General features: G+C 70.9%; 20 protein-coding genes and 1 pseudogene. 12 read left to right on the forward strand and 9 right to left on the reverse strand.

Annotation, left to right across the window (positions count from 1 at the left end):
• Nucleotides 1–353 precede the first annotated feature (353 nt).
• The 6 genes and pseudogenes from OIE74_RS19025 to OIE74_RS19050 all read left to right on the forward strand — a co-directional run.
• Nucleotides 354–650 (forward strand): annotated as a pseudogene (locus OIE74_RS19025) (urease subunit gamma); the annotation flags it as partial.
• 111 nt (nt 651–761) lie between these two features.
• Nucleotides 762–1,157, forward strand: a complete 396-nt coding sequence (locus OIE74_RS19030; RefSeq protein WP_329392347.1) for an urease subunit beta — start codon at nt 762–764, stop codon at nt 1,155–1,157.
• Nucleotides 1,154–3,181, forward strand: a complete 2,028-nt coding sequence (locus OIE74_RS19035; protein WP_329385044.1) for an urease subunit alpha — start codon at nt 1,154–1,156, stop codon at nt 3,179–3,181. The genes OIE74_RS19030 and OIE74_RS19035 overlap by 4 nt, the downstream gene beginning before the upstream one ends.
• A gap of 109 nt (nt 3,182–3,290) precedes the next feature.
• Nucleotides 3,291–3,965 carry an urease accessory protein UreF gene (locus OIE74_RS19040; protein WP_329385046.1) on the forward strand — a complete coding sequence of 225 codons (675 nt, stop codon included), beginning with the start codon at nt 3,291–3,293 and terminating at the stop codon, nt 3,963–3,965.
• Nucleotides 3,966–3,989: 24 nt separating this feature from the next.
• Nucleotides 3,990–4,685 (forward strand): urease accessory protein UreG, encoded by a 696-nt coding sequence (ureG, locus tag OIE74_RS19045; protein ID WP_329385049.1) that lies wholly within the window; start codon nt 3,990–3,992, stop codon nt 4,683–4,685.
• The gene (locus OIE74_RS19050) at nt 4,682–5,551 is read left to right on the forward strand and encodes an urease accessory protein UreD (protein ID WP_329385051.1); all 870 of its coding nucleotides are present in this window, start codon (nt 4,682–4,684) and stop codon (nt 5,549–5,551) included. The genes ureG and OIE74_RS19050 overlap by 4 nt, the downstream gene beginning before the upstream one ends.
• Before the next feature lie 74 nt (nt 5,552–5,625).
• Here the strand turns inward: OIE74_RS19050 and OIE74_RS19055 are convergent, their stop codons facing one another.
• On the reverse strand, nt 5,626–6,705 hold the full coding sequence (locus OIE74_RS19055; protein WP_329385053.1) for a CU044_5270 family protein: 1,080 nt from the start codon (nt 6,703–6,705) through the stop codon (nt 5,626–5,628).
• On the reverse strand, nt 6,702–7,349 hold the full coding sequence (locus tag OIE74_RS19060) for an RNA polymerase sigma factor (protein ID WP_329385055.1): 648 nt from the start codon (nt 7,347–7,349) through the stop codon (nt 6,702–6,704). Before OIE74_RS19060 ends, OIE74_RS19055 begins: the two co-directional genes overlap by 4 nt.
• 226 nt (nt 7,350–7,575) lie before the next feature.
• Between OIE74_RS19060 and OIE74_RS19065 the strand changes: the two genes are divergently transcribed.
• Together OIE74_RS19065 and OIE74_RS19070 are read left to right on the forward strand one after the other, a co-directional pair.
• Entirely contained in the window at nt 7,576–7,995 is a 420-nt protein-coding gene (locus OIE74_RS19065; RefSeq protein ID WP_329385057.1) for a hypothetical protein, read from the forward strand.
• A 58-nt stretch (nt 7,996–8,053) separates the two neighbouring features.
• Entirely contained in the window at nt 8,054–8,602 is a 549-nt protein-coding gene (locus OIE74_RS19070) for a GNAT family N-acetyltransferase (RefSeq protein ID WP_329385059.1), read from the forward strand.
• 38 nt (nt 8,603–8,640) lie between these two features.
• On the opposite strand, the gene OIE74_RS19075 is transcribed toward OIE74_RS19070, so the two are convergent.
• Nucleotides 8,641–9,648, reverse strand: coding sequence for an aminoglycoside phosphotransferase family protein (locus OIE74_RS19075; protein WP_329385061.1), 1,008 nt, complete (start codon nt 9,646–9,648; stop codon nt 8,641–8,643).
• A gap of 147 nt (nt 9,649–9,795) precedes the next feature.
• Here OIE74_RS19075 and OIE74_RS19080 point away from each other — a divergent pair, with 147 nt between their 5' ends.
• The gene (locus tag OIE74_RS19080; protein ID WP_329385063.1) at nt 9,796–11,046 is read left to right on the forward strand and encodes an MFS transporter; all 1,251 of its coding nucleotides are present in this window, start codon (nt 9,796–9,798) and stop codon (nt 11,044–11,046) included.
• A 60-nt stretch (nt 11,047–11,106) separates the two neighbouring features.
• Here the strand turns inward: OIE74_RS19080 and OIE74_RS19085 are convergent, their stop codons facing one another.
• Nucleotides 11,107–11,745, reverse strand: coding sequence for a TIGR04222 domain-containing membrane protein (locus OIE74_RS19085; RefSeq protein ID WP_329385065.1), 639 nt, complete (start codon nt 11,743–11,745; stop codon nt 11,107–11,109).
• Nucleotides 11,746–11,931: 186 nt separating this feature from the next.
• On the opposite strand from OIE74_RS19085, the gene OIE74_RS19090 reads away from it, so the two are divergent.
• Nucleotides 11,932–13,308 carry a serine hydrolase domain-containing protein gene (locus OIE74_RS19090; RefSeq protein WP_329385068.1) on the forward strand — a complete coding sequence of 459 codons (1,377 nt, stop codon included), beginning with the start codon at nt 11,932–11,934 and terminating at the stop codon, nt 13,306–13,308.
• A 36-nt stretch (nt 13,309–13,344) separates the two neighbouring features.
• Here the strand turns inward: OIE74_RS19090 and OIE74_RS19095 are convergent, their stop codons facing one another.
• Together OIE74_RS19095 and OIE74_RS19100 are read right to left on the reverse strand one after the other, a co-directional pair.
• Nucleotides 13,345–13,869, reverse strand: a complete 525-nt coding sequence (locus tag OIE74_RS19095; RefSeq protein WP_329385070.1) for a GNAT family N-acetyltransferase — start codon at nt 13,867–13,869, stop codon at nt 13,345–13,347.
• A 10-nt stretch (nt 13,870–13,879) separates the two neighbouring features.
• Nucleotides 13,880–14,353, reverse strand: coding sequence for a MarR family winged helix-turn-helix transcriptional regulator (locus OIE74_RS19100; RefSeq protein ID WP_329385072.1), 474 nt, complete (start codon nt 14,351–14,353; stop codon nt 13,880–13,882).
• A gap of 233 nt (nt 14,354–14,586) precedes the next feature.
• Between OIE74_RS19100 and OIE74_RS19105 the strand changes: the two genes are divergently transcribed.
• On the forward strand, nt 14,587–15,831 hold the full coding sequence (locus OIE74_RS19105) for an MFS transporter (RefSeq protein ID WP_329385074.1): 1,245 nt from the start codon (nt 14,587–14,589) through the stop codon (nt 15,829–15,831).
• Here OIE74_RS19105 and OIE74_RS19110 read toward each other — a convergent pair.
• Complete coding sequence (locus OIE74_RS19110) at nt 15,761–16,243, reverse strand: DUF2269 domain-containing protein (protein WP_329385076.1); 483 nt, start codon at nt 16,241–16,243, stop codon at nt 15,761–15,763. The genes OIE74_RS19105 and OIE74_RS19110 overlap by 71 nt on opposite strands.
• A 76-nt stretch (nt 16,244–16,319) precedes the next feature.
• Here OIE74_RS19110 and OIE74_RS19115 point away from each other — a divergent pair, with 76 nt between their 5' ends.
• A complete protein-coding gene (locus tag OIE74_RS19115; protein ID WP_329385078.1) occupies nt 16,320–16,982 on the forward strand; it encodes an HAD family hydrolase in 663 nt (220 codons plus the stop codon).
• 15 nt (nt 16,983–16,997) lie between these two features.
• On the opposite strand, the gene OIE74_RS19120 is transcribed toward OIE74_RS19115, so the two are convergent.
• On the reverse strand, nt 16,998–17,477 hold the full coding sequence (locus tag OIE74_RS19120; RefSeq protein ID WP_329385080.1) for an NUDIX hydrolase: 480 nt from the start codon (nt 17,475–17,477) through the stop codon (nt 16,998–17,000).
• Between the two features lie 52 nt (nt 17,478–17,529).
• On the reverse strand, nt 17,530–18,420 hold the full coding sequence (locus OIE74_RS19125; protein ID WP_329385082.1) for a LysR family transcriptional regulator: 891 nt from the start codon (nt 18,418–18,420) through the stop codon (nt 17,530–17,532).
• Nucleotides 18,421–18,607: the final 187 nt, after the last annotated feature.

Raw genomic sequence — 18,607 nt, forward strand, 5'->3', positions numbered from 1 at the left:
CCCGTCTGGCCCACGACGCCTGGCACGCACGCTCGCTGCGTTGTCGGAGTCATCCAAGTACGTCCAGTACGAGGATGATCCTCCGCCTTGCGATCGCACGCACCAGACGCCGTGGGCCCCGCCCGATGGGCGGACGACGCTACTTCTAAAACACGCCCTAGGCCCTGTCCGGTGGGTCTGGTCGTCCCGCAGCGCGGGTTCATCAGGTGGTGTGGTTTATCCGAGGTTCGGCCGTTTCGCTGAACTTGTCCGCCGATGATCGAGGAGCGCCCGGTCGCCGGCCTGGGGGATGTGTTCGTGATCTCCGGTGTGTCTGGTCGCACGCACTGTCCGACCAAGAGAAATGGCTCATCGTGCATTTGACTCCGCATGAGCGGGAGCGCCTGCTGATCCATGTCGCGGCCGACGTTGCACAAAGGCGCCGTGACCGCGGGCTGCGCCTCAACTATCCAGAAGTGATGGCCCTGTTGACGGTGCATGTCTTCGAGGCGGCACGCGATGGTGCGACGGTCAGCGACATCATGGACTCGGGGCGGCAGTTGCTCACCCGTGACGAGGTGATGGACGGCGTCCCGGAGATGATCAAGAACGTCCAGGTGGAGGCCACCTTCCCGGACGGCACCAAGCTGGTGACCATCCACGATCCTGTTCCGGAAGGTGCGGAGGAGCCGGGCGTCCACCCGGGGAAGGTCGAGCACCCCCGGCCGCCCAGTGAACCGGACTCATCGCAGGTCGGCCGGTATGACCCGATCTACTTCAACGTGCACCTCGACGGGGACACACAGGGCGTCAGCCTGCAGAGGGACGCCACCACCTTGCCGGGTCCTGGCAGGACGAGGATCAAGGTGAGGAACGAGTCGGACCGTCCCGTCCAGGTCGGCTCCCACTATCACTTCGCCGAGGTCAACCCGGGGCTCAAGGTCGTCGGCGTCGAGGTCCCCGCCGGCCAGGCGGTCCCGGATGACCGCGGTCTGTGGAACTGCGACGCGGCGAAGGGGCGACGGCTCAACATCGCCGCAGGCACGTCCGTGCGCTTCGAGCCCGGCGACGAGCGCTCCGTGGAACTGGTGCAGATCCAGGGTGATGTCACGGCCGGCGGCGGCGACACCAGCGACCTGACCAGGATCCAGGGACTGCGCGAGGGGATCGTCCGATGAGGGACCCGCGGGGACAAGGCCACGGCCAGGGGCCGAAGCCGGGCAACGAGCTGACGCGGGCGGACTACACCGCGCTGTACGGACCGACCACGCGGGACCGGGTCCGGCTCGCCGACACCGACCTCACGCTGGAGATCGAGGCCGACTGGAGCGGCGGTCCTTCGTACAGCGGCAACGAGGTGATCTTCGGCGGCGGCAAGGTGATCCGCGAGTCGATGGGAATGTCGCACCTCGCCAGGGACGGAAGGCACACCGACGGCACCGCCACGGACCACCGGCCAGTGGACACCGTGATCACAGGCGCGCTGATCCTGGACTGGTGGGGTGTGGTCAAGGCCGACGTCGGCATCCGCGACGGCGCGATCACGGCCATCGGCAAGGCGTACAACCCCGAGACGATGGACCCGATCGCGAGCGACAGGTTCGAGACGCCGAACCGTACGACTCCGGGCAACACGGTGCCGGTGCCGGTGACGCCGGTGAGTTTCGTCATCGGGCCGAGCACCGAGGTCATTTCCGGCAATGGGCGGATCCTCACGGCGGGTGGCGTGGACACCCATGTTCACTTCATCTGCCCCGGGGAGATCCACGAGGCGCTGGCCTCGGGTGTGACCACCCTGATCGGCGGCGGTACGGGACCGGCGGAAGGCAGTACGGCCACCACCGTGACCCCGGGCGCGTGGCACATCAGGCGGGTCTTCGAGGCGCTGGACGAGTTCCCGGTCAACATCGGTCTGCTCGGCAAGGGCAGCACGATGAACGAGTACGAGCTCAACGCGCAGGTGGACGCCGGTGTCTGTGGTTTCAAGATCCACGAGGACTGGGGCGCCACGCCCGCGGTGATCGACCGGGCCCTGGACGTCTGTGAAGAGCGCGGAGTCCAGCTCGCCCTGCACGCCGACTCGCTGAACGAGTCGGGGTTCCTGGAGAGTACGCGTGCGGCTTTCACCGGGGACGGCAGGGACGCAGGGGGGAAGCCCATGAAGATGAAGGCGCGCTCCCTCCACATCTTCCATGTCGAGGGTGCCGGCGGCGGTCACGCGCCCGACATGATCGAACTGGTCAAGGAACCGAACGTCCTCCCGGCCTCGACCAATCCGACGCGTCCTCTGACGGTCAACACCGTCAAGGAGCACGTCGACATGATGATCGTGTGCCATCACCTCAACCCGGACATCCCGGCGGACATCGCCTTCGCCGACTCCCGGATCCGGCCGTCCACCATGGCCGCGGAGGATCTCCTCCACGACATGGGCGCGATCTCCATGATGTCCTCCGACGCCCAGGCGATGGGCCGCATCGGCGAGATGGTCATGCGCACCTGGCAGACCGCGCACGTCATGAAGAGCCGCTACGGGGCGCTGAAGGAGGACCTCGAAGCCGCGGGGGTCCGCGCGGTCACCGACGACACGAACCACTCCTTCAACGACCGGCGGCGGCAGCCGAACGACAACTTCCGGGCCCGCCGGTACGTCGCCAAGTACACGATCAACCCGGCTATCACCCATGGCATCGACGGCCACGTCGGCGATGTGCGGACCGGGAAGCTCGCCGACCTGGTGCTGTGGGAGCCGAAGTTCTACGGCGTCAGACCGCACATGGTCCTCAAGGGCGGCCAGCTCGCGTACGCGCAGGTCGGTGACGCCAACGCGTCGATCACCACGCCGCAGCCCTATCAGGCGCGCCCGGTCTGGGGCTCCACCGGCCGCTCCCCGGGACGCAACTCGGTGAACTTCGTGGCTCCGGGCGTGGCCGGCAAACTGAACGGAGACGGCACCAGCGGCAATCCGGGTCTCGGTCTCGGCAAGGACTTCGTGGACATCGCACGCACCCGGGACGTGACGAAGGCCGACATGAAACTGAACGACACCGTGCCCGACAGCCTCGAAGTCGACCACAACAGCTTCGAGGTCACCATCGGCGGTGCGACCACGAGCGATGCCCGCACGGAGCTCAACGGCGCGACCGTGCCGCGCTCGTACGTCAGCGAAGTACCTCTGGCACAGCGGTACTTCCTCTTCTGAACGGCCACCTGCCCGGCCGTCGCGGCCGAGCCCCGGGCGGGTACGCCATGCCCGCCCCACGTCCGGCGCGACCTCCGACCCCGTGAATGTGAAAGGCAGCCGCTCACCCATGAGCCGTGCAGCCCTGCTCCTGCTGGCCGACGGCCGCTTCCCCGCCGGAGGGCACGCCCACTCAGGCGGCGTCGAAGCCGCGATCGCCCACAAAGCCGTACACGACACCGACAGCCTCCAGGCGTTCTGCCGCGGCCGTCTGCACACCACCGGCCTGACCATGGCCGGTCTGGCAGCCGCGGCTGCCGCCGGAGTCGACCCGCTGCTGCTGGACGAGGCAGCCGACGCACGCACCCCCGTCCCCGCGCTGCGCGCCGTCGCGCGTCGGCTGGGCCGGCAGCTGATGCGCGCGGCCCGTGCCACCTTCCCGTCCGAAGAGCTGGAACGGCTGGCCGCCGAGCGTCCTCGCGGCGCCCACCAGCCGCTCGTGCTGGGGCTCGCCGCCCGCGCTGCCGGGCTCACCCCGCTGGACGCCGCCTGTGCCGCCGCGTACGAGAGCGTCAGTGGCCCGGCCACTGCGGCGGTGCGTCTGCTCAGCCTCGACCCGCTCGATGCCTCGGGGCTGCTGGCCCGCCTCAGCGCCGAGACCGGCGCCGTCGCCACGGCCGCAGCCCGAGCCGCGGACCGCGTCGCGGTCGAGGGCGTCGACGCCCTGCCGTCGGCGTCCTCGCCGCTGCTGGACATCACCGGTGAACAGCATGCCGCCTGGACCGTGCGGCTCTTCGCCTCCTGAACCTCCCCATCTCTGGAGTTCTTCGTGCACCTCGACCAGCCCGTCACCATGCCGCTCCACCACACCCACAGCGCCGAGCCGTTCAGCGCCGACGGCACCCGCCGAGCCCTCCGGGTCGGCCTGGGCGGGCCCGTCGGCTCCGGCAAGACAGCGAGCGTCGCCGCGCTCTGCCGCGCCCTGCGCGACCGCTGGTCCATCGCCGTCGTCACCAATGACATCTACACCCGCGAGGACGCCGAATACCTGCTGCGCGAGGCCGTGCTGTCGCCCGAGCGGATCACCGCGGTGGAGACCGGCGCGTGCCCGCACACCGCGATCCGCGACGACATCTCGGCCAACCTGGAAGCCGTCGAACACCTGGAGCGGGCCCTCCACCCCCTCGACCTCACGCTCGTCGAGTCCGGTGGCGACAACCTCACCGCGACCTTCTCCAAGGGTCTCGTCGACGAGCAGATCTTCGTCATCGACGTCTCCAGCGGCGACGACATCCCCCGCAAGGGCGGCCCCGGCATCACCACCGCCGACCTCCTCGTCATCAACAAGACCGACCTCGCCCCGCACGTCGGCGCCGACCTCGCCACCATGGCCGCCGACGCCGAACGGCAACGCGGCGGCCTTCCCGTCATCTTCACCAGCCTCACCTCGGACGACGGCATCCGCGAGGTCGCCGACTGGGTCACCGCCCACCTCAACGAGTGGCACGCCAAGGCCGCCGTATGAGCCCCGCCGCGCAACTTGCCGTGGACCAGGGGGCATTGACCGGAGCCCCCTCCGGAGCCCCCGGAGCCCCCTCCGGAGCCGAGGAGCCCGCCGGGCACCCGGACGGGGTGCGGGCCACGGCCCGTATCCGCGCCACGTACAACGGGCGCGCCACCACGCTTCCGCAGCTGCGCAGTGACGGCCCGTTCCACCTCCGGCGCATGCGCACCGAAGGAAACACCGCCAAGGTGGGGATCATCGGTGCGATGAGTGCCCCGCTCGGCGGCGACCGGCTCACCATCGACGTGACCGCCGGGGACCGGGCCGTACTGGAAGTCACGACGGCCGCCGCCACGCTCGCCCTGCGCGGCCCCACCACCGCCCCGGCCACCTACGACGTACGGCTCACCGCCGGGGAACACACCACCCTGCGCTGGCTGCCCCAGCCGCTGATCAGCGCCGCAGGCAGCAACCTCCGGCAGACCTGCACCGTGGAACTCGCCGCCACCTCCCGGCTGTTGCTGCGAGAGGAGCAGCTCCTGGGCCGGGCCAACGAGGATCCGGGCCACCTCGTCAGCCGACTCCTGGTCCACCGCGCCGGAAGACCGCTGCTCGACCAGCGGACGGCGTACGGGGACCCCGAGCCCGGCTGGGACGGCCCGGCCGTCCTGCACACACACCGCGCCGCCGGCCAACTCCTGCTGGTCGACCCCGAGATGGGCACGCCCCGTGGCCCCGTCCTCCTCGGCGAGGGTTCCCGGGACGGATGCGCCGTCCTCACGCCGCTGGCCGGCGGTCCGGCGCTGCTCGCCACCGCCGTCGCACCGACCTCATCGGCCCTGCGGGAACTGCTGGACGAAGCCCTCGCGCACGCCCTGCGGAAGTAGAAGGGGGGCGCGGGCGCGCCCTCGCCGGACGCTTCCGGGGAGGGCACGCCCGCACCCCGTCCGGGTGCCGGTGTTCAGCTCGCCCGGGTGGGCGTCTGCTTGATGCCGTCGACGATGGCGCGGCTGGTCACGGCGCTGGTGTGGGTGACGGTGCCGGGCTTGATCAGCAGGTCCTCGGGGTTGGGGTTCTCGACCTTGGTGACCTGCACGTGCCGCGTGCCGAGGAAGGCGAGGGTCTTCTCCTCGAAGATCCACTCCTCGCGCTCACCGCTGACGTTGTCCAGGCGCGCCACGGCGATGCCCTCGCGTCCCTCGGCGTCGACGGCGCTGTCGACCTTGACGACACCGGGGATCTTCGCCGCGGCCTTGTACAGCGCGGCCTCCAGCCCGGACGGCGGGTAGCTCTCGCCGAGCAGGTCCCCGATCGCGGAGAACGCCGCCTGGTCTCGGCTGTTGCCCTGCCCTTCGCTCTCCGCGTAGACCTTCTTGAGGAGGGCGTCGGGGTCGGTGGGCAGCTTGCTCAGGATGTCCCACGACGAGGAGGAACCGTGCGGCGAGTCGAGCGTCTCGCCGCCCTCGGGGCTGACGCCCGGCTCGATCAGCCATCCCTTGCGCCCGTCGGGCGACTGCCAGACCTGCCGGCGGTGCGGCTTCTTGCTGACCACGGTGTGCTCGTCGCCGGAGGTCCTGACGTGGGTGCCGGCGGTGGTGGACTCCACGTAGAGGAACTGGTCGGCGCGCGGCTCCTGGGCCGGGGACTCCGCGGCGGCCAGGGAGATTCGGTCGAGCAGGGCGACGGTGCCGGTGGCGCTGGCGCTGCCGATCTCGGTGGTCAGGACCGGCCCGGCGATGAGGCCGGTGCCGCCGTCGGTGCCGTCCTGTCCGGCGAGGACACCGCTGGTCGCGATCACGCCGGCCAGGGCACACGCCGCGAGGGGCAGGACGATCGCCGGGCGCCGGAACCAGCCGCGCCGCTCCTGGGGGCGGGCGGGGGCGGCGGCGGGGGCGGTGGTGCGGGTCTCGTCGTGGATCTGGGCCATGAGGCGCTCCTTGTGGAACTCGTGGCGGCCCACCGGCAGATCCCGCTCGGCCGGCGGCAGGAGACCCTCGGTCTCCCGCCACTCGGCCGGACGCGGTGAACGATCGGTGTTCATCGGTTTCCCTCCCGTGCGGACCGGACCGCGGATGCGCGGTCTCCTCTTACCTGTCGAACTGGCGCGACGAGTTCCCTTTTCTCCGCGGCGAGTTCGGCGTCGGCGAGTTTGCTCAGCTTCTTGCGGGCGCGGGACAGCCGGGAGCGGACGGTACCGACGGGGATGCCCAGGACGGTAGCCGCCTCCGCGTACGGCATGCCCTCCCACAGGCACAGCACCAGCACCTCACGTTCGCGGCGCTTCAGGGAGGCCAGCGCGCGCAGGGTGGCGGCCAGTCGCCGGCGGTCGTCCACCCGGCCGGCGATCTCACCGGCGTGGTCGGGGATCTCCAGCGCGCCCCGACGGGCGTCGGTGACCGACGCGGCGGCCGCCGCGCGGTAACGCCGGTTGCTCCGCAAGTGGTTGCGTGCGACGTTGGTGGCGACGCCGAGCAGCCACGGACGCAGCGATCCCCCGTCCGCGTCCAGCTTCTCCCGCATCCGCCAGGCCGCCATGAACGCCTCCGCCATGACGTCCTCCGCGACGGACCAGTCGGCAGTCAGCCGGAAGGCGTGGTTGTACACGGCGCGCGCGTAGGCGTCGAAGAGCTCCGCGAAGGCGTCGGGGTCGCCGTCCCTGATCCGAGTGCGCAATTCTGTGGTCACGTCTGGGACCTGTCCGGCACCGTGTGGCGAGTTCCAGTGACGTGCGTCACGTTGCCCCCTTGGTACGGACTCACCGCGGAGTTGCCTGTTTCGGAGTGGGAAGGACACGATCCGGAGCGGCTGACCCGGGAGGAGTTCGATGAAGTCTGGGACATCGCCCGTCAGGGCATCACAGCCTGGCTTCGTTGATCCATCGGCGGTCCGAGGCACCTGCCATCCTCTTGGGGTGACCTCAGCCCTTCCGCGCACGGTCCGAGCCGTCGACACTGTCGGCCTCCTGGGCCTGGAACAGGAGGCCGCCGTATGTGGCTTCAGTCAGAGGCTCCCGGTCGACTGGCTCCAGGAGCACCTCGCTGCGGAAGCGACGCACTACCTGTTCCCGGCACTCGTGCACCAGCTCAGCCACCGTCCGGAGGTGTCACCACAGTGGAGGTGCGAGCTGCTGCTGACCGTCAGGACCGGCGAACAGATCCACGGCCTGCTCGACGTTCTTCCCGACACGTTCGACAAGATCCCGGAGACCTTGGACGCGGCGGCCAAGACGGACATCGTCAACCGCATCGAGCATGCCGTGAGCGTGCGCGAGTGGGTGGAGCGGGCGGCTGTTGATGCCGGGTCCGAGGAAATGCCGCGGGATGCCGGGTAGTTCGGCGCGATCGTTTATTGGTTTGCCGCCTGTCGGCCCGGTCGGATAGGAAGCCTGCATGCTACGAGGCAGTAAGGTCGGGCTCAGGGCCCGGCATGACGAGGACGTTCCGATTCTGGAGGCCGAGCTCTACGGCGACGTGGTCAACGCCGCGCGGGCCGAGGCGGGGCCGTGGCGGCCGATCACGCCCGGGTCGAAGGAATCGCCGGCCGTGGTGGACGACAAGGAGCAGGGGCACGTCCCGTTCTCCGTGGTGGAGTTGGACGGCGGCGCGCTGGTCGGCGCCGCGACGCTGTGGGGCATCGACACCCACAACCGGTCCGCGCACATCGGACTGGGGCTGCTGCCATCGGCCCGTGGCAAGGGTTACGGGACCGACGTGGTCGCGGTGCTGTGCCACTACGGCTTCGTCGTGCGCAGCCTGCACCGGCTGCAGATCGAGACGCTGTCGGACAACGCCGCGATGCTGCGCTCCGCCGAGCGCAACGGCTTCGTCCGCGAGGGTGCGCTGCGCTCGTCGGCCTGGGTGATGGGCGAGTTCCTGGACGAGGTGCTGCTCGGGCTGCTCGTGGAGGAGTGGAAGCCAGCCTCGGAGGAAACGCCCTAGGCCCGGTACGCCGGCGAGCCCGTACGGCGCCGTCCGCGTCACACAAGGGGGTCGGCGAAGAGTTCGACCAGCCAGCGGGCACTCTCCGCGTCCCCCGGGGCGACCGCGCCGTCGGATGTCCCGGGGAAGAGACGGCCCCAGGCGCAGGCTCGGCCGATCGCGCCGAGGCGCCAGGCCAGGGTGGCGGCGCGTCGCAGTTCGGCCGTGGTGTGGCCGGGGCCCGTCCATGGCTCCAGGTAGGCGTCCCGGAGTCGCGGCAGTACCTCGGAGCCGTATCGGTCACGGGCCGCCAGCGCGGGGACCAGCAGGCTGCAGAAGGGGTGTGAGACCGCCGCGTCGCCCCAGTCGAAGAAGGTGAAACGGCCCGGTTCCGGGGCGAAGAGCTGGCCGTCGTGCAGATCGGAGTGGTCGAGCGTGTCGGCGATGCCGATGTTCGCGAGCTCCGCGCACCAGTCCACGAGGCGGGGGCGCGACGCGCGCAGCGCCTCGCGGCCGGTGGGCCCCAGCTCGGTGTTGCTGTCGACGACGCTGTCGAAGATCTCCGGGAGAACGGCCGGACGGGCGTTGGGAACACCCAGCAGTTCGATCTTCTCGGAGTACGGCCGCAGGGCCCGCTGCATCTCGGCGTACTGGCGCAGCAGTTCCTCCCAGTCCCCCGGGCCGCCGGAGCCGCGGTTCAGTGCGTCCCTGAAGAGCGGCCCGCCGTCCGGAAGCAGTGACCAGCCTCGGTCGGTGTCGACGGCGAGCGGCTTCAGTACGTGCTCGGGGACCCAGCCCGCCAGCGCCTCGGTCAGTCCGGCTTCGAAAGCACTGCCGGGCGGGTTGGCCTTGAACCACACGGCTTCGTGCTCTTCGACCGGCATCCGCACCAGCACGGACCAGGGCCGCACCCGCACCGTACGCCGTCCCGTTTCGCGCAGCCCATGAGCCGCGAGCCGGCGCTCCGCCCAGCCGAGGGCGGTCTCCCGCCACTCGGCCTGTTCCCAGGGGGTCACCGCGTCCGGGTACTGCCCCCGGTCCGGGGCCACCGACGCATCACGTTCCATCGGTCCATCCCACCAGTGTGCCCGTCGGCGCACAACGAACTTTTGTGGCTCGGGCCCTGACCGGTCGTTTGATCCCGCCGGCCGCCACTCGCTTTGATGGCCGGGGTCGGCAGGCCAGCAGGTCAGAGGGGCGAGAGGGGCATGGGTATGGCGGGCGGGGGGAAGCTGGGGCGGCGGTTCGGGTGGCTGTGGGCGTCGTACGCCGTCAGTTCGTACGGTACGGCGCTCGGGTTCGGCGCCTTTCCCCTGATGGCTGTCCTCGTACTGGACTCCGGGCCGGCCCAGGTCGCGGCGCTGGCCGCCACCGGGCGGGCGGTTGGAGCGCTCTTGGCGGTGCCGCTCGGTCCGTGGGTGGAGTTCCGCCGCAAACGGCCGGTCATGGTGGCCATGGACCTGGTCCGGTTCGCGGCGCTGATGAGTGTCCCCGCCGCGTTCGCGTTCGGCAGGCTGAGCTTCGCCCAGCTCCTCGTCGTCTCCGTCGTCGTCGCTGCGGCCAACATCGCCTTCAACGCGGCCGGCGGCGCGTACCTCAAGACGCTTGTGCCGCCGAAGGACCTGCTCATCGCCAACGGCCGCTTCGAGTCCACGACATGGACCGCGACGATGGTCGGACCGCCGCTCGGGGGAGCGGCGATCGCGATCCTCGGCCCGGTGACGACCGTGGCGGCCGACGCCGTCAGCTATCTGCTCTCGGCCGCGGGCATCCGCGCCATCGGCGGGAGCGAACCGAGCCCGCCCTGCCGCGCGAGCCCGCCGCGCGCCGCCGCGCCGCAGCGGCTGCGCGCGGGCGATCTGCTCGAAGGGTGGCGCGCCATCCTCGGTCAACCCACCCTCCGCCGGCTGTTCTTCAACTCCCTCACGGTCAACTCCCTGATCATGGCGGCCGAGCCGCTGCTGGCCGTACTTCTGCTGGGCAGTCTCGGGTGGACACCCTGGCAGTACGGTCTCGCGTTCGCGCTCCCCTGCGTCGGCGGCCTCGTCGGCTCCCGCCTCGCGCGCCGGCTCGTGGCACGGTTCGGGCAGCGCAGGGTGCTGATCGTCTCCGGGGTTTCGCGCGCCTGCTGGCCGGTCGGGCTGGCGTTCGTGCAGCCGGGTGTGCCCGGGATCGCCCTCGTCATGGCCGTCCAATTCGGCCTGGTGACCTGCTGCGCGGTGTTCAACCCGGTCCTGGCCACCTACCGGCTGGAACACATCGCGGCCGACCGGGTCGCCCGCACCCTGACCTCGTGGTCGGTCAGCAGCAGCGCCGCCATCGCCGCGGTGACCGCCTCGTGGGGTCTGCTGGCCGCCCTCACCACTCCCCGTACGGCGATCGCCGTCGCGGGGCTCCTCCTCCTGGCCACCCCGCTGCTGCTCCCGCGAGCAACTTCTAGGTCCTGCCCGCCGGACAACACCTAGGGCGTGTTTTAGAAGTCCCGTCTGGCCGATGGGCGGACGACGCTACTTCTCAAACACGCCCTAGTCGCTGCCCCCGCCTCCGCCCCCACCGCTCCCGCAGCTGAAGCCGCCCGGTTCCGAGGGCGCGTGCGTGCCGGAGCCCGGGTCCGAGGACGAATCCGGGTCGTACGCGTAGTCGTAGTCCGGTTCGGCCGCCCTGCCCATACGGATCAGGGTCCGTCCCAGACCGGACGGGATCGACGTATCCGCGACGAGGCGGCGCAGCCGTCGGTCCGGGTGTCCGGCCGGGCCGTCGAAGATGTACGCGGGGAACGCCGCCTCCTTCTTGGCCGCGGCCAACTGCCGCCTGCCCGCCGGGGTGAGGCGGTACCGGCCCCGGGCGACGAGGCCGATGGCGACCAGCTCCCGCTTGATCTCCGCGACTTCAGGCCCGCCGCGCAGGGCGTTCGCGACGACCTTCAGGCTCCTCCCGCGCGGGCAACTGGCGAGGACCGCCCGTTCGACGGGGTGCTTCGCGAGGCTGTCGCTCTCCTCGGCCGCCCGCACCCGGGGGCCGACGATCGTGACGGCCCCCCGGTCGCGCAGCGCGAAGAGCGCTGCTTCCAGGACGCGTTGAGGTCCACCGGCCAGATAGGCCACTTCGTACGCTTCGAGTCGTCGTTCGGCCGCCGGGACGCGCCGTCGTATCGTGGTCCGCACAGGAGCCCCCGTCCGTGATGTCGTACCTGATGTCGTCTTTCGCCAGTATGGCTGCGATGCCCGGAACGGTCCCCGGCGCGACGGCAGTTCAGAGGAAGACTTGAGGTACGGCCGCGTGCGACGGCGCGGTCCGCGACGGGCCGAAATGTGGTCGACGCGGACCGGCCCTACCGATAGATGTGGACCATGACCTCACCTTTGGAAGACCTCCTTCCCGGTACGCGACGGGCCCTGCTGCACCGCATCGCCACCGCGCAGTCGGAGGGCCGCGCTCCCTCGCTCGTCGGCGCGGTCGCCCGCGACGGGCGCACCGTCTGGTCGGGCGGGCGCAGTTGTGTGGACGGGCACGAGCCGGACGCGGACACCCAGTACCGGATCGGCTCGATCACCAAGTGCTTCACCGCCGTTCTGGTGCTGCGGCTGCGCGACGAGGGGCTGCTCGATCTGGGTGACCCGCTGGAGAAACACCTTCCCGGCACCGGGGTCGGTGCGGTCACCATCGCCCAACTGCTCGGCCACGGGGCGGGCTTGGCGGCCGAGGCACCGGCGCCCTGGTGGGAGCGCACCCCGGGTACGACACGGCCCGAGCTGGCGGATGTCCTCGGCGAGCACCCCGTGCTGCACCCCGCCGGGCGGCTGCATCATTACTCCAACCCCGGCTACACCCTGCTCGGTTCGCTGATCGAGGCGATCCGCGGCGCGTCCTGGGAGGAGGTGCTGCGGCGGGAGATCCTGGAGCCGCTGTCCCTGCGCCGTACGAGCACACAGCCCGTCGCCCCGGCGGCAGGCGGCTGGGCCGTGCATCCCTGGGCCGACGCGATTCTGCCCGAACCCGCCGAGGACCTCGGTCTGATGGCCCCCGCCGGCCAGCTCTGGTCGACGGCCGACGACCTGTGCCGCTTCGGCGCGTTCCTCGCCGAGGGCGACGACCGTGTCCTGAGCGCGGCGTCCCTGCGGGAGGCCCGGACGCCCGCCACACCTCCGGAGAGCGGGGAGTGGGACGGCGGTTACGGGCTCGGCGTGCAGCTGGCCCGCCGGAGGGGCCGCACGCTGGCCGGGCACACCGGCTCGCTGCCGGGCTTCGTCGCCGCGCTCTGGGTGAGTGCCGAGGACGGGCTGGTCGCCGTCGCTCTCGCCAACGCCACCTCGGGACCGCTCGTTGGCGCCATCGCCGCCGATCTCATCGGCATCGTGGCGGACGCGGAGCCCCGTATCCCCGAGCCGTGGCGGCCGCTGCCCGAGGTCGACCAGACGCTGCTGGAGCTCACGGGCCCCTGGTACTGGGGCGCGAGTCCGTTCGTACTGCGCCTCACGGCGGACGGTGGGCTGGACTTCCGGCCGCTGCGCGCGGCGGGCCGCCGTTCCCGGTTCACGGCGCGGCCGGACGGGACATGGACGGGCCTCGACGGTTACTACACGGGGGAGACGCTGCGGGTCGTCCGGCGCCCGGACGGCCGGGTGAGCCATCTCGACCTGGGCTCTTTCGTCTACACCCGCGAGCCGTACGAGCCGGGGGACGCGGTCCCGGGCGGGGTGGACGAACAGGGCTGGCGCGGCCTGTGATGTTTCACGTGAAACCACACAAACGAGCTGCCAGGTCTACGCCCCGGTCTCCAGGCTCAGCTTCAGTCCGACATGGGACGCGGTGAAGCCGAGCCGCTCGTAGAATCGCAGGGCGTCCGTACGCGACGCGTCGGACGTCAGCTGCACCAACTGGCAGCCCTGGCGCCCGGATTCGTCGATGGCCCACTGGATCAGCCGGGTGCCGAGTCCGGAGCCGCGCTCGTCGGAGTGCACCCGTACGCCCTCGATGACCGACCGTGTGGCGCCCCGGCGGGAGATGCCCGCGATGATCGTCAGTTGCAGCGTCCCGACGACGCGTCCGTCGCGCTCGGCGACGACCTGGTACTGGTTCGGGTCGTCGACGAGCCGCTCGAAGGCCCTGCGGTACGGCGTGAGGTCGTCCGGCGACTCGCGCGCCGCGCCCAGCCGGTCGTCGGCGAGCATGGCGACGATCGCCGGGAGGTCGGCGGCTTCGGCGGGCCGTATACGCAGATCCGTGGCCGCATCGGTGTGCGGATCGGTATGCGGATCTGCGCGCGGATCGGTGTGCGGATCGGTCATGGACCGCAGGTTACGCCGGTGCCGACCGCGCCGGCACACGCAGCTCTTCCACGGCCCTGACCAGCGGCGCGAGCTCAGGGTTCGCCGCTGCCGCGTCCAGTGCCTCGCGCAGCGCGGTGTCGTTGGTCGGCCGTGCCTCGGCCAGCAGCCGCAGGCCCGTCTCGCTGACGTCGGTGTAGATCCCGCGCCGGTCGGTGGGACAGAGATAGCGGGTGAGGAGCCCCCGGTCCTCAAGGCGGGTGACCAGACGGGTGGTCGCGCTCTGGCTGAGGACCACGGCGTCGGCGACCTGCTTCATCTGGAGGTGTCCGCCTTCGCCGTCGTGCTGGCGGCTGAGGACGTCGAGCAGTGAGTACTCGCGGACGCTGAGGTCGTGCCCGCTCTGCAGAGCCCGCTCGATGTGCGACTCGATCCTGCTGTGCAGCAGGGAGAGGGCCACCCAGCCCTGGGCGAGTGCGGTGAGTGCGGGGTCCGTGGCAGTCATGGCGTCGTCTTCCTCCGTCGTCTCCGCAGTCTCCATCGACCGGAGCTTCCTCGGCCCAGGATAGGGCACGTCTGCAATATAGCGCGCTTGCAATTAAACGGCGTCTGCAAGTATTGTCCACGCTCGTAAAGCGCACACGCAAGCAGCGCCTGCCATGCGATCAGCGCCTGCCGCGCAAGCGGCGGCTACGCGGCCGGCGCCTCGTACCTCGTACTCCGGGAAAGGCCACACCCATGCCACTCGCCCTCCTCGCCCTGGCCATCGGGGCGTTCGGGATCGGGACCACCGAATTCGTGATCATGGGGCTGCTCCCCGAGGTCGCCTCCGAGTACGGCGTCACCATCCCCACCGCGGGCCATCTGGTCAGCGGTTACGCCCTCGGGGTCGTACTCGGCGCGCCGATCATGACCATCCTGGGCACCCGCGTCAGCCGCAAGCGCATGCTGATGCTGCTGATGGGCCTGTTCATCGCGGGCAACGTGGTGTCCGCCCTCGCCCCCACCTTCGGCCTCATGCTCACCGGCCGCGTCGTCGCCTCGCTCGCCCACGGCGCGTTCTTCGGCATCGGGTCGGTCGTCGCCGCGGGCCTCGTCGCGCCGCACAAGCGGGCCGGCGCCATCGCGATGATGTTCACCGGTCTCACTCTCGCCAATGTCGTGGGTGTCCCCTTGGGTACGTACGTCGGCCAGAACACCGGCTGGCGCGCGACCTTCCTCCTCGTCGCGGGCCTCGGAGTCGTCGGTCTCGCCGGTGTCGCCAAGCTCGTACCGGAGCAGCCGCGCCCGAAGGGCGTACGGATCCGCCACGAGGTGGCCGCGTTCCGCAACGTCCAGGTTTTGCTCGCCATGGGGATGACGGTCCTCGGCTTCGGCGGAGTCTTCGCCGCGATCACCTACATCACCCCGATGATGACGCGGACCGCCGGCTTCGCCGACTCCTCCGTCACCTGGCTCCTGGTGCTTCTCGGCCTCGGCATGGTCGTCGGCAACCTCGTCGGCGGCCGGTACGCCGACCGCCACCTCATGCCCATGCTGTACGTGTCCCTCGGCGCCCTCTCCGTCGTCCTCGCGCTCTTCACCCTCACCGCGCACGACAAGATCGCCGCCGCCGTCACGCTCTTCCTGATCGGGGCGCTCGGTTTCGCGACCGTGCCGCCGCTCCAGAAGCGCGTGCTCGACCAGGCGTCGGGCGCCCCGACGCTGGCCTCCGCCGTCAACATCGGCGCGTTCAACCTGGGCAACGCCCTCGCCGCCTGGCTCGGTGGCCTGGTCATCGGCGCCGGGCTCGGCTACACCGCGCCCAACTGGGTCGGCGCCGCCCTCGCCGCTTCCGCGCTGCTCCTCGCCGTCGTCTCGCACACACTCGAACGCCGTGCGGCCCATGGCGGCGACGGCGCCGCCACGGACCTCACCGGGCCCGGTGCCGCCGCCCTTGCCGCGTCAGTCCCCACGGCTTCAGCACCGACACGACGGTCATGAAGAGATACGCGCCGGTCGCCACGGTCGGCGCCGCGACCAGGCTGATGTCGGGCACGCCACCGCTGTCCGCGGCCTGCCCGATCCCCGGCCGCAGCGCGAAGACCGTCGCCGCGCCGGTGACCAGCGTGATCCAGAACTTGATCCGGACCCAGTGGTACCGGGCCAGCCCCCAGGGCGTACCCAGCGAGAGCACCAGACCACTGACGAGCGTGACGACGACGATGGGCGCGAGCAGCAGATCGGCGAAGACGTCCATCGAGCGGTAGGAGGCATCGGTGAGAGTGGGGTCGCCGGTGGTGTACGCGGTGATACCAAGCGTCAGCAGGCCGAGGGTGAGGCCCAGCCAGCTCACGGAGACGGCGACATGGACGACGAGGAGTGCCCGGCGGGCGGGCCGCTTGAGTGGTTTCACGTGGAACACGGTGTCGTGATTCGCACCGGAGGGCGTCTGACGGCGGGAGTAACCGTCCGTACTAACCTCGGCGTACATGGACAGCCCTGGGAAGCACATCGGCGACCGCCCTCGCACCCTGCACCTCTTCGACCTCGACGGCACGCTGATCCGGGGATCGGCCGCCGCGATCGAGCTGTCCCGGCAGCTCGGCGTGGGTGCCGAGATCGCCGCGCTGGAGCGGGAGTTCCTGGGCGCGCGACTGGCTCCGGACGAGTTCGCCGTACGGGCCAGGGAGCTGTGGGCGGAGCTCACCACCGCACAGGTGGAGGCGGCCTTCGAGGGAGCACCGTGGCTGGCCGGGATCCGGGAGGTCTGGGAGACCATCCGGGGGCGGGGCGACTACTGCGCCGTGATCACGCTGTCGCCCGACTTCTTCGTGGAGCGGCTGCTGCCGTGGGGCGCGCACGCCACGTACGGCTCGCGCTGGCCGGCGCCGCCGTTCACCGCGCCGGTGGACCGGGCGGGGATTCTCAACGCGGCGGCCAAGGTACGGATCGCCGGCGAGCTGTGTGCGCGGTTCGGGGTCCGGCCGGCGGACTGTGTCGCCTTCGGGGACTCCATGTCCGACGCGGCCGTCTTCGCGTCCGTACCGCGCGCGGTGGCGGTGAACGCGGACCACCATCTGACCGGGCTCGCCACGCACACGTACACGGGCGGCGATCTGCGTGAGGCGTTCGCGCTGATCGACGGCCCTTAGGAGCTGAGTCCGGCGTCAGCCCAGGTCGGGCGCGTGCATCGCCCGTACGCCCTCGATGTTGCCGTCCAGATAGTGCCGCAGCGACAGCGGTACGAGATGGACGGCGGCGATCCCGACCCGGCTGAACGGCACCCGTACGATCTCGTACTCCCCGGACGGATCGTCGATCTCCGGCCCGTGCCGCAGCGACGGGTCCATCGATTCGAGCCGGCAGACGAAGAAGTGCTGCACTTTCACGCCGGTGACGCCGCCGTCCGTGATGTGCTCGACGGTGTCGACGAAACAGGGCACGACATCGGTGACCTTGGCGCCCAGCTCCTCGTCGACCTCGCGGTGGAGTGCCGCCACGACCGTGGTGTCGTCCGGCTCGACGCCGCCGCCGGGAGTCAGCCAGTACGGATCCACACCCGGCTTGATGCGCTTGATGAGGACGAGATGGTCGTCGTCGAGCAGGATGGCGCGTGCGGTTCGCTTGACCACGGGACGTTCGGTCATGGGAAGAGCGTGGCCCGATACGGCCGGGTCGAAACTCCTCCGGGCCCGGCGGTCACCAGTCGACCGAAGCACGCAGCAGCCATTCGTGCGCCCGCGCGATGTGCGGCAGGGCGAGTGTGCCGGTGCGTACGACGAGGAAGTACGTGCGCAGCGGCGGCACCGGCGGGTCGTAGAGGGCGACGACCTCGCCGCGTTCCAGCGCGGCTTCGCACAGATAGCGCGGCAGTACGGCCAGTCCGGCGCCCGCCGCCGCGCTCTCCAGGACGGCGCGCAGGTCCGGCGCGATGACGGCGCCAGCGGCGGCCGGCCGTGAGTCGAAGACCGAGCCCCAGTAGCGCGAGACGAGCGGCAGGGACTCGTGGACTTCCACCACCGGCAGCTGCTCCAGGACGACATGGCCCTTGCGCAGTACGTCGTGGCCCAGCCGCGCGGCCCAGCGGGGCGAGGCGACCAGGACGTGCTCCTCGTCGCAGAGCGGGGTCGCGGTGAGCAGCCCGCCGCGTGGCCGGGCGGTCGCGATGGCGAGGTCGTGGTGTCCGGCGGCGAGGCCGTCCAGGGTCTCCTCGCTGTTGCCGAAGAAGGAGGCGCGGAGCGCGAGGCCCTGGCTGATCAGCGGGGTGAGCGCGGGCAGGGCGCGTATGGAGGTGAACTCCGGCGGCCCCGCGAGATGGAGCGTCCGGACGCCCGACTCGTCGAGCCCGGTCTCGGTGATCTCGACCAGGGCGTCGAGATGGGGCGCGGCACGGTGCGCGAGTTCGTCGCCGATGGTGGTGGGGGTGACGCCCCGGGCCTGGCGCAGGAACAGCGGGCGGCCCAACTGGCGTTCCAGGGTGCGTATCTGGCCGGTGACCGCGGGCTGGGAGAGCCCGAGCAGGGCGGCGGCGCGGGTGAAGGAGCCGGCTCGGTGGACGGTGACGAAGGTGCGCAGCAGGGCCAGGTCCATGTCAGCCCTCCTCAGCTTCCGGTCCCACGCGAGCCCGTCCCGGAGCCCGTCGCCGGAGCGTCCAACTATAAATAAGTCGATAGGCCGCTGTCGCTACTGTGATTGGACACTGACGCAGAGTCAACTAGCCTTGTGGACGTGGTTCTTCACGCGTGGGACCCGAGGGCGGCCCGAGCCACGAGGGGGG

Origin of the sequence: Streptomyces sp. NBC_01716, assembly GCF_036248275.1 — a bacterium.
Lineage (GTDB): Bacteria > Actinomycetota > Actinomycetes > Streptomycetales > Streptomycetaceae > Streptomyces.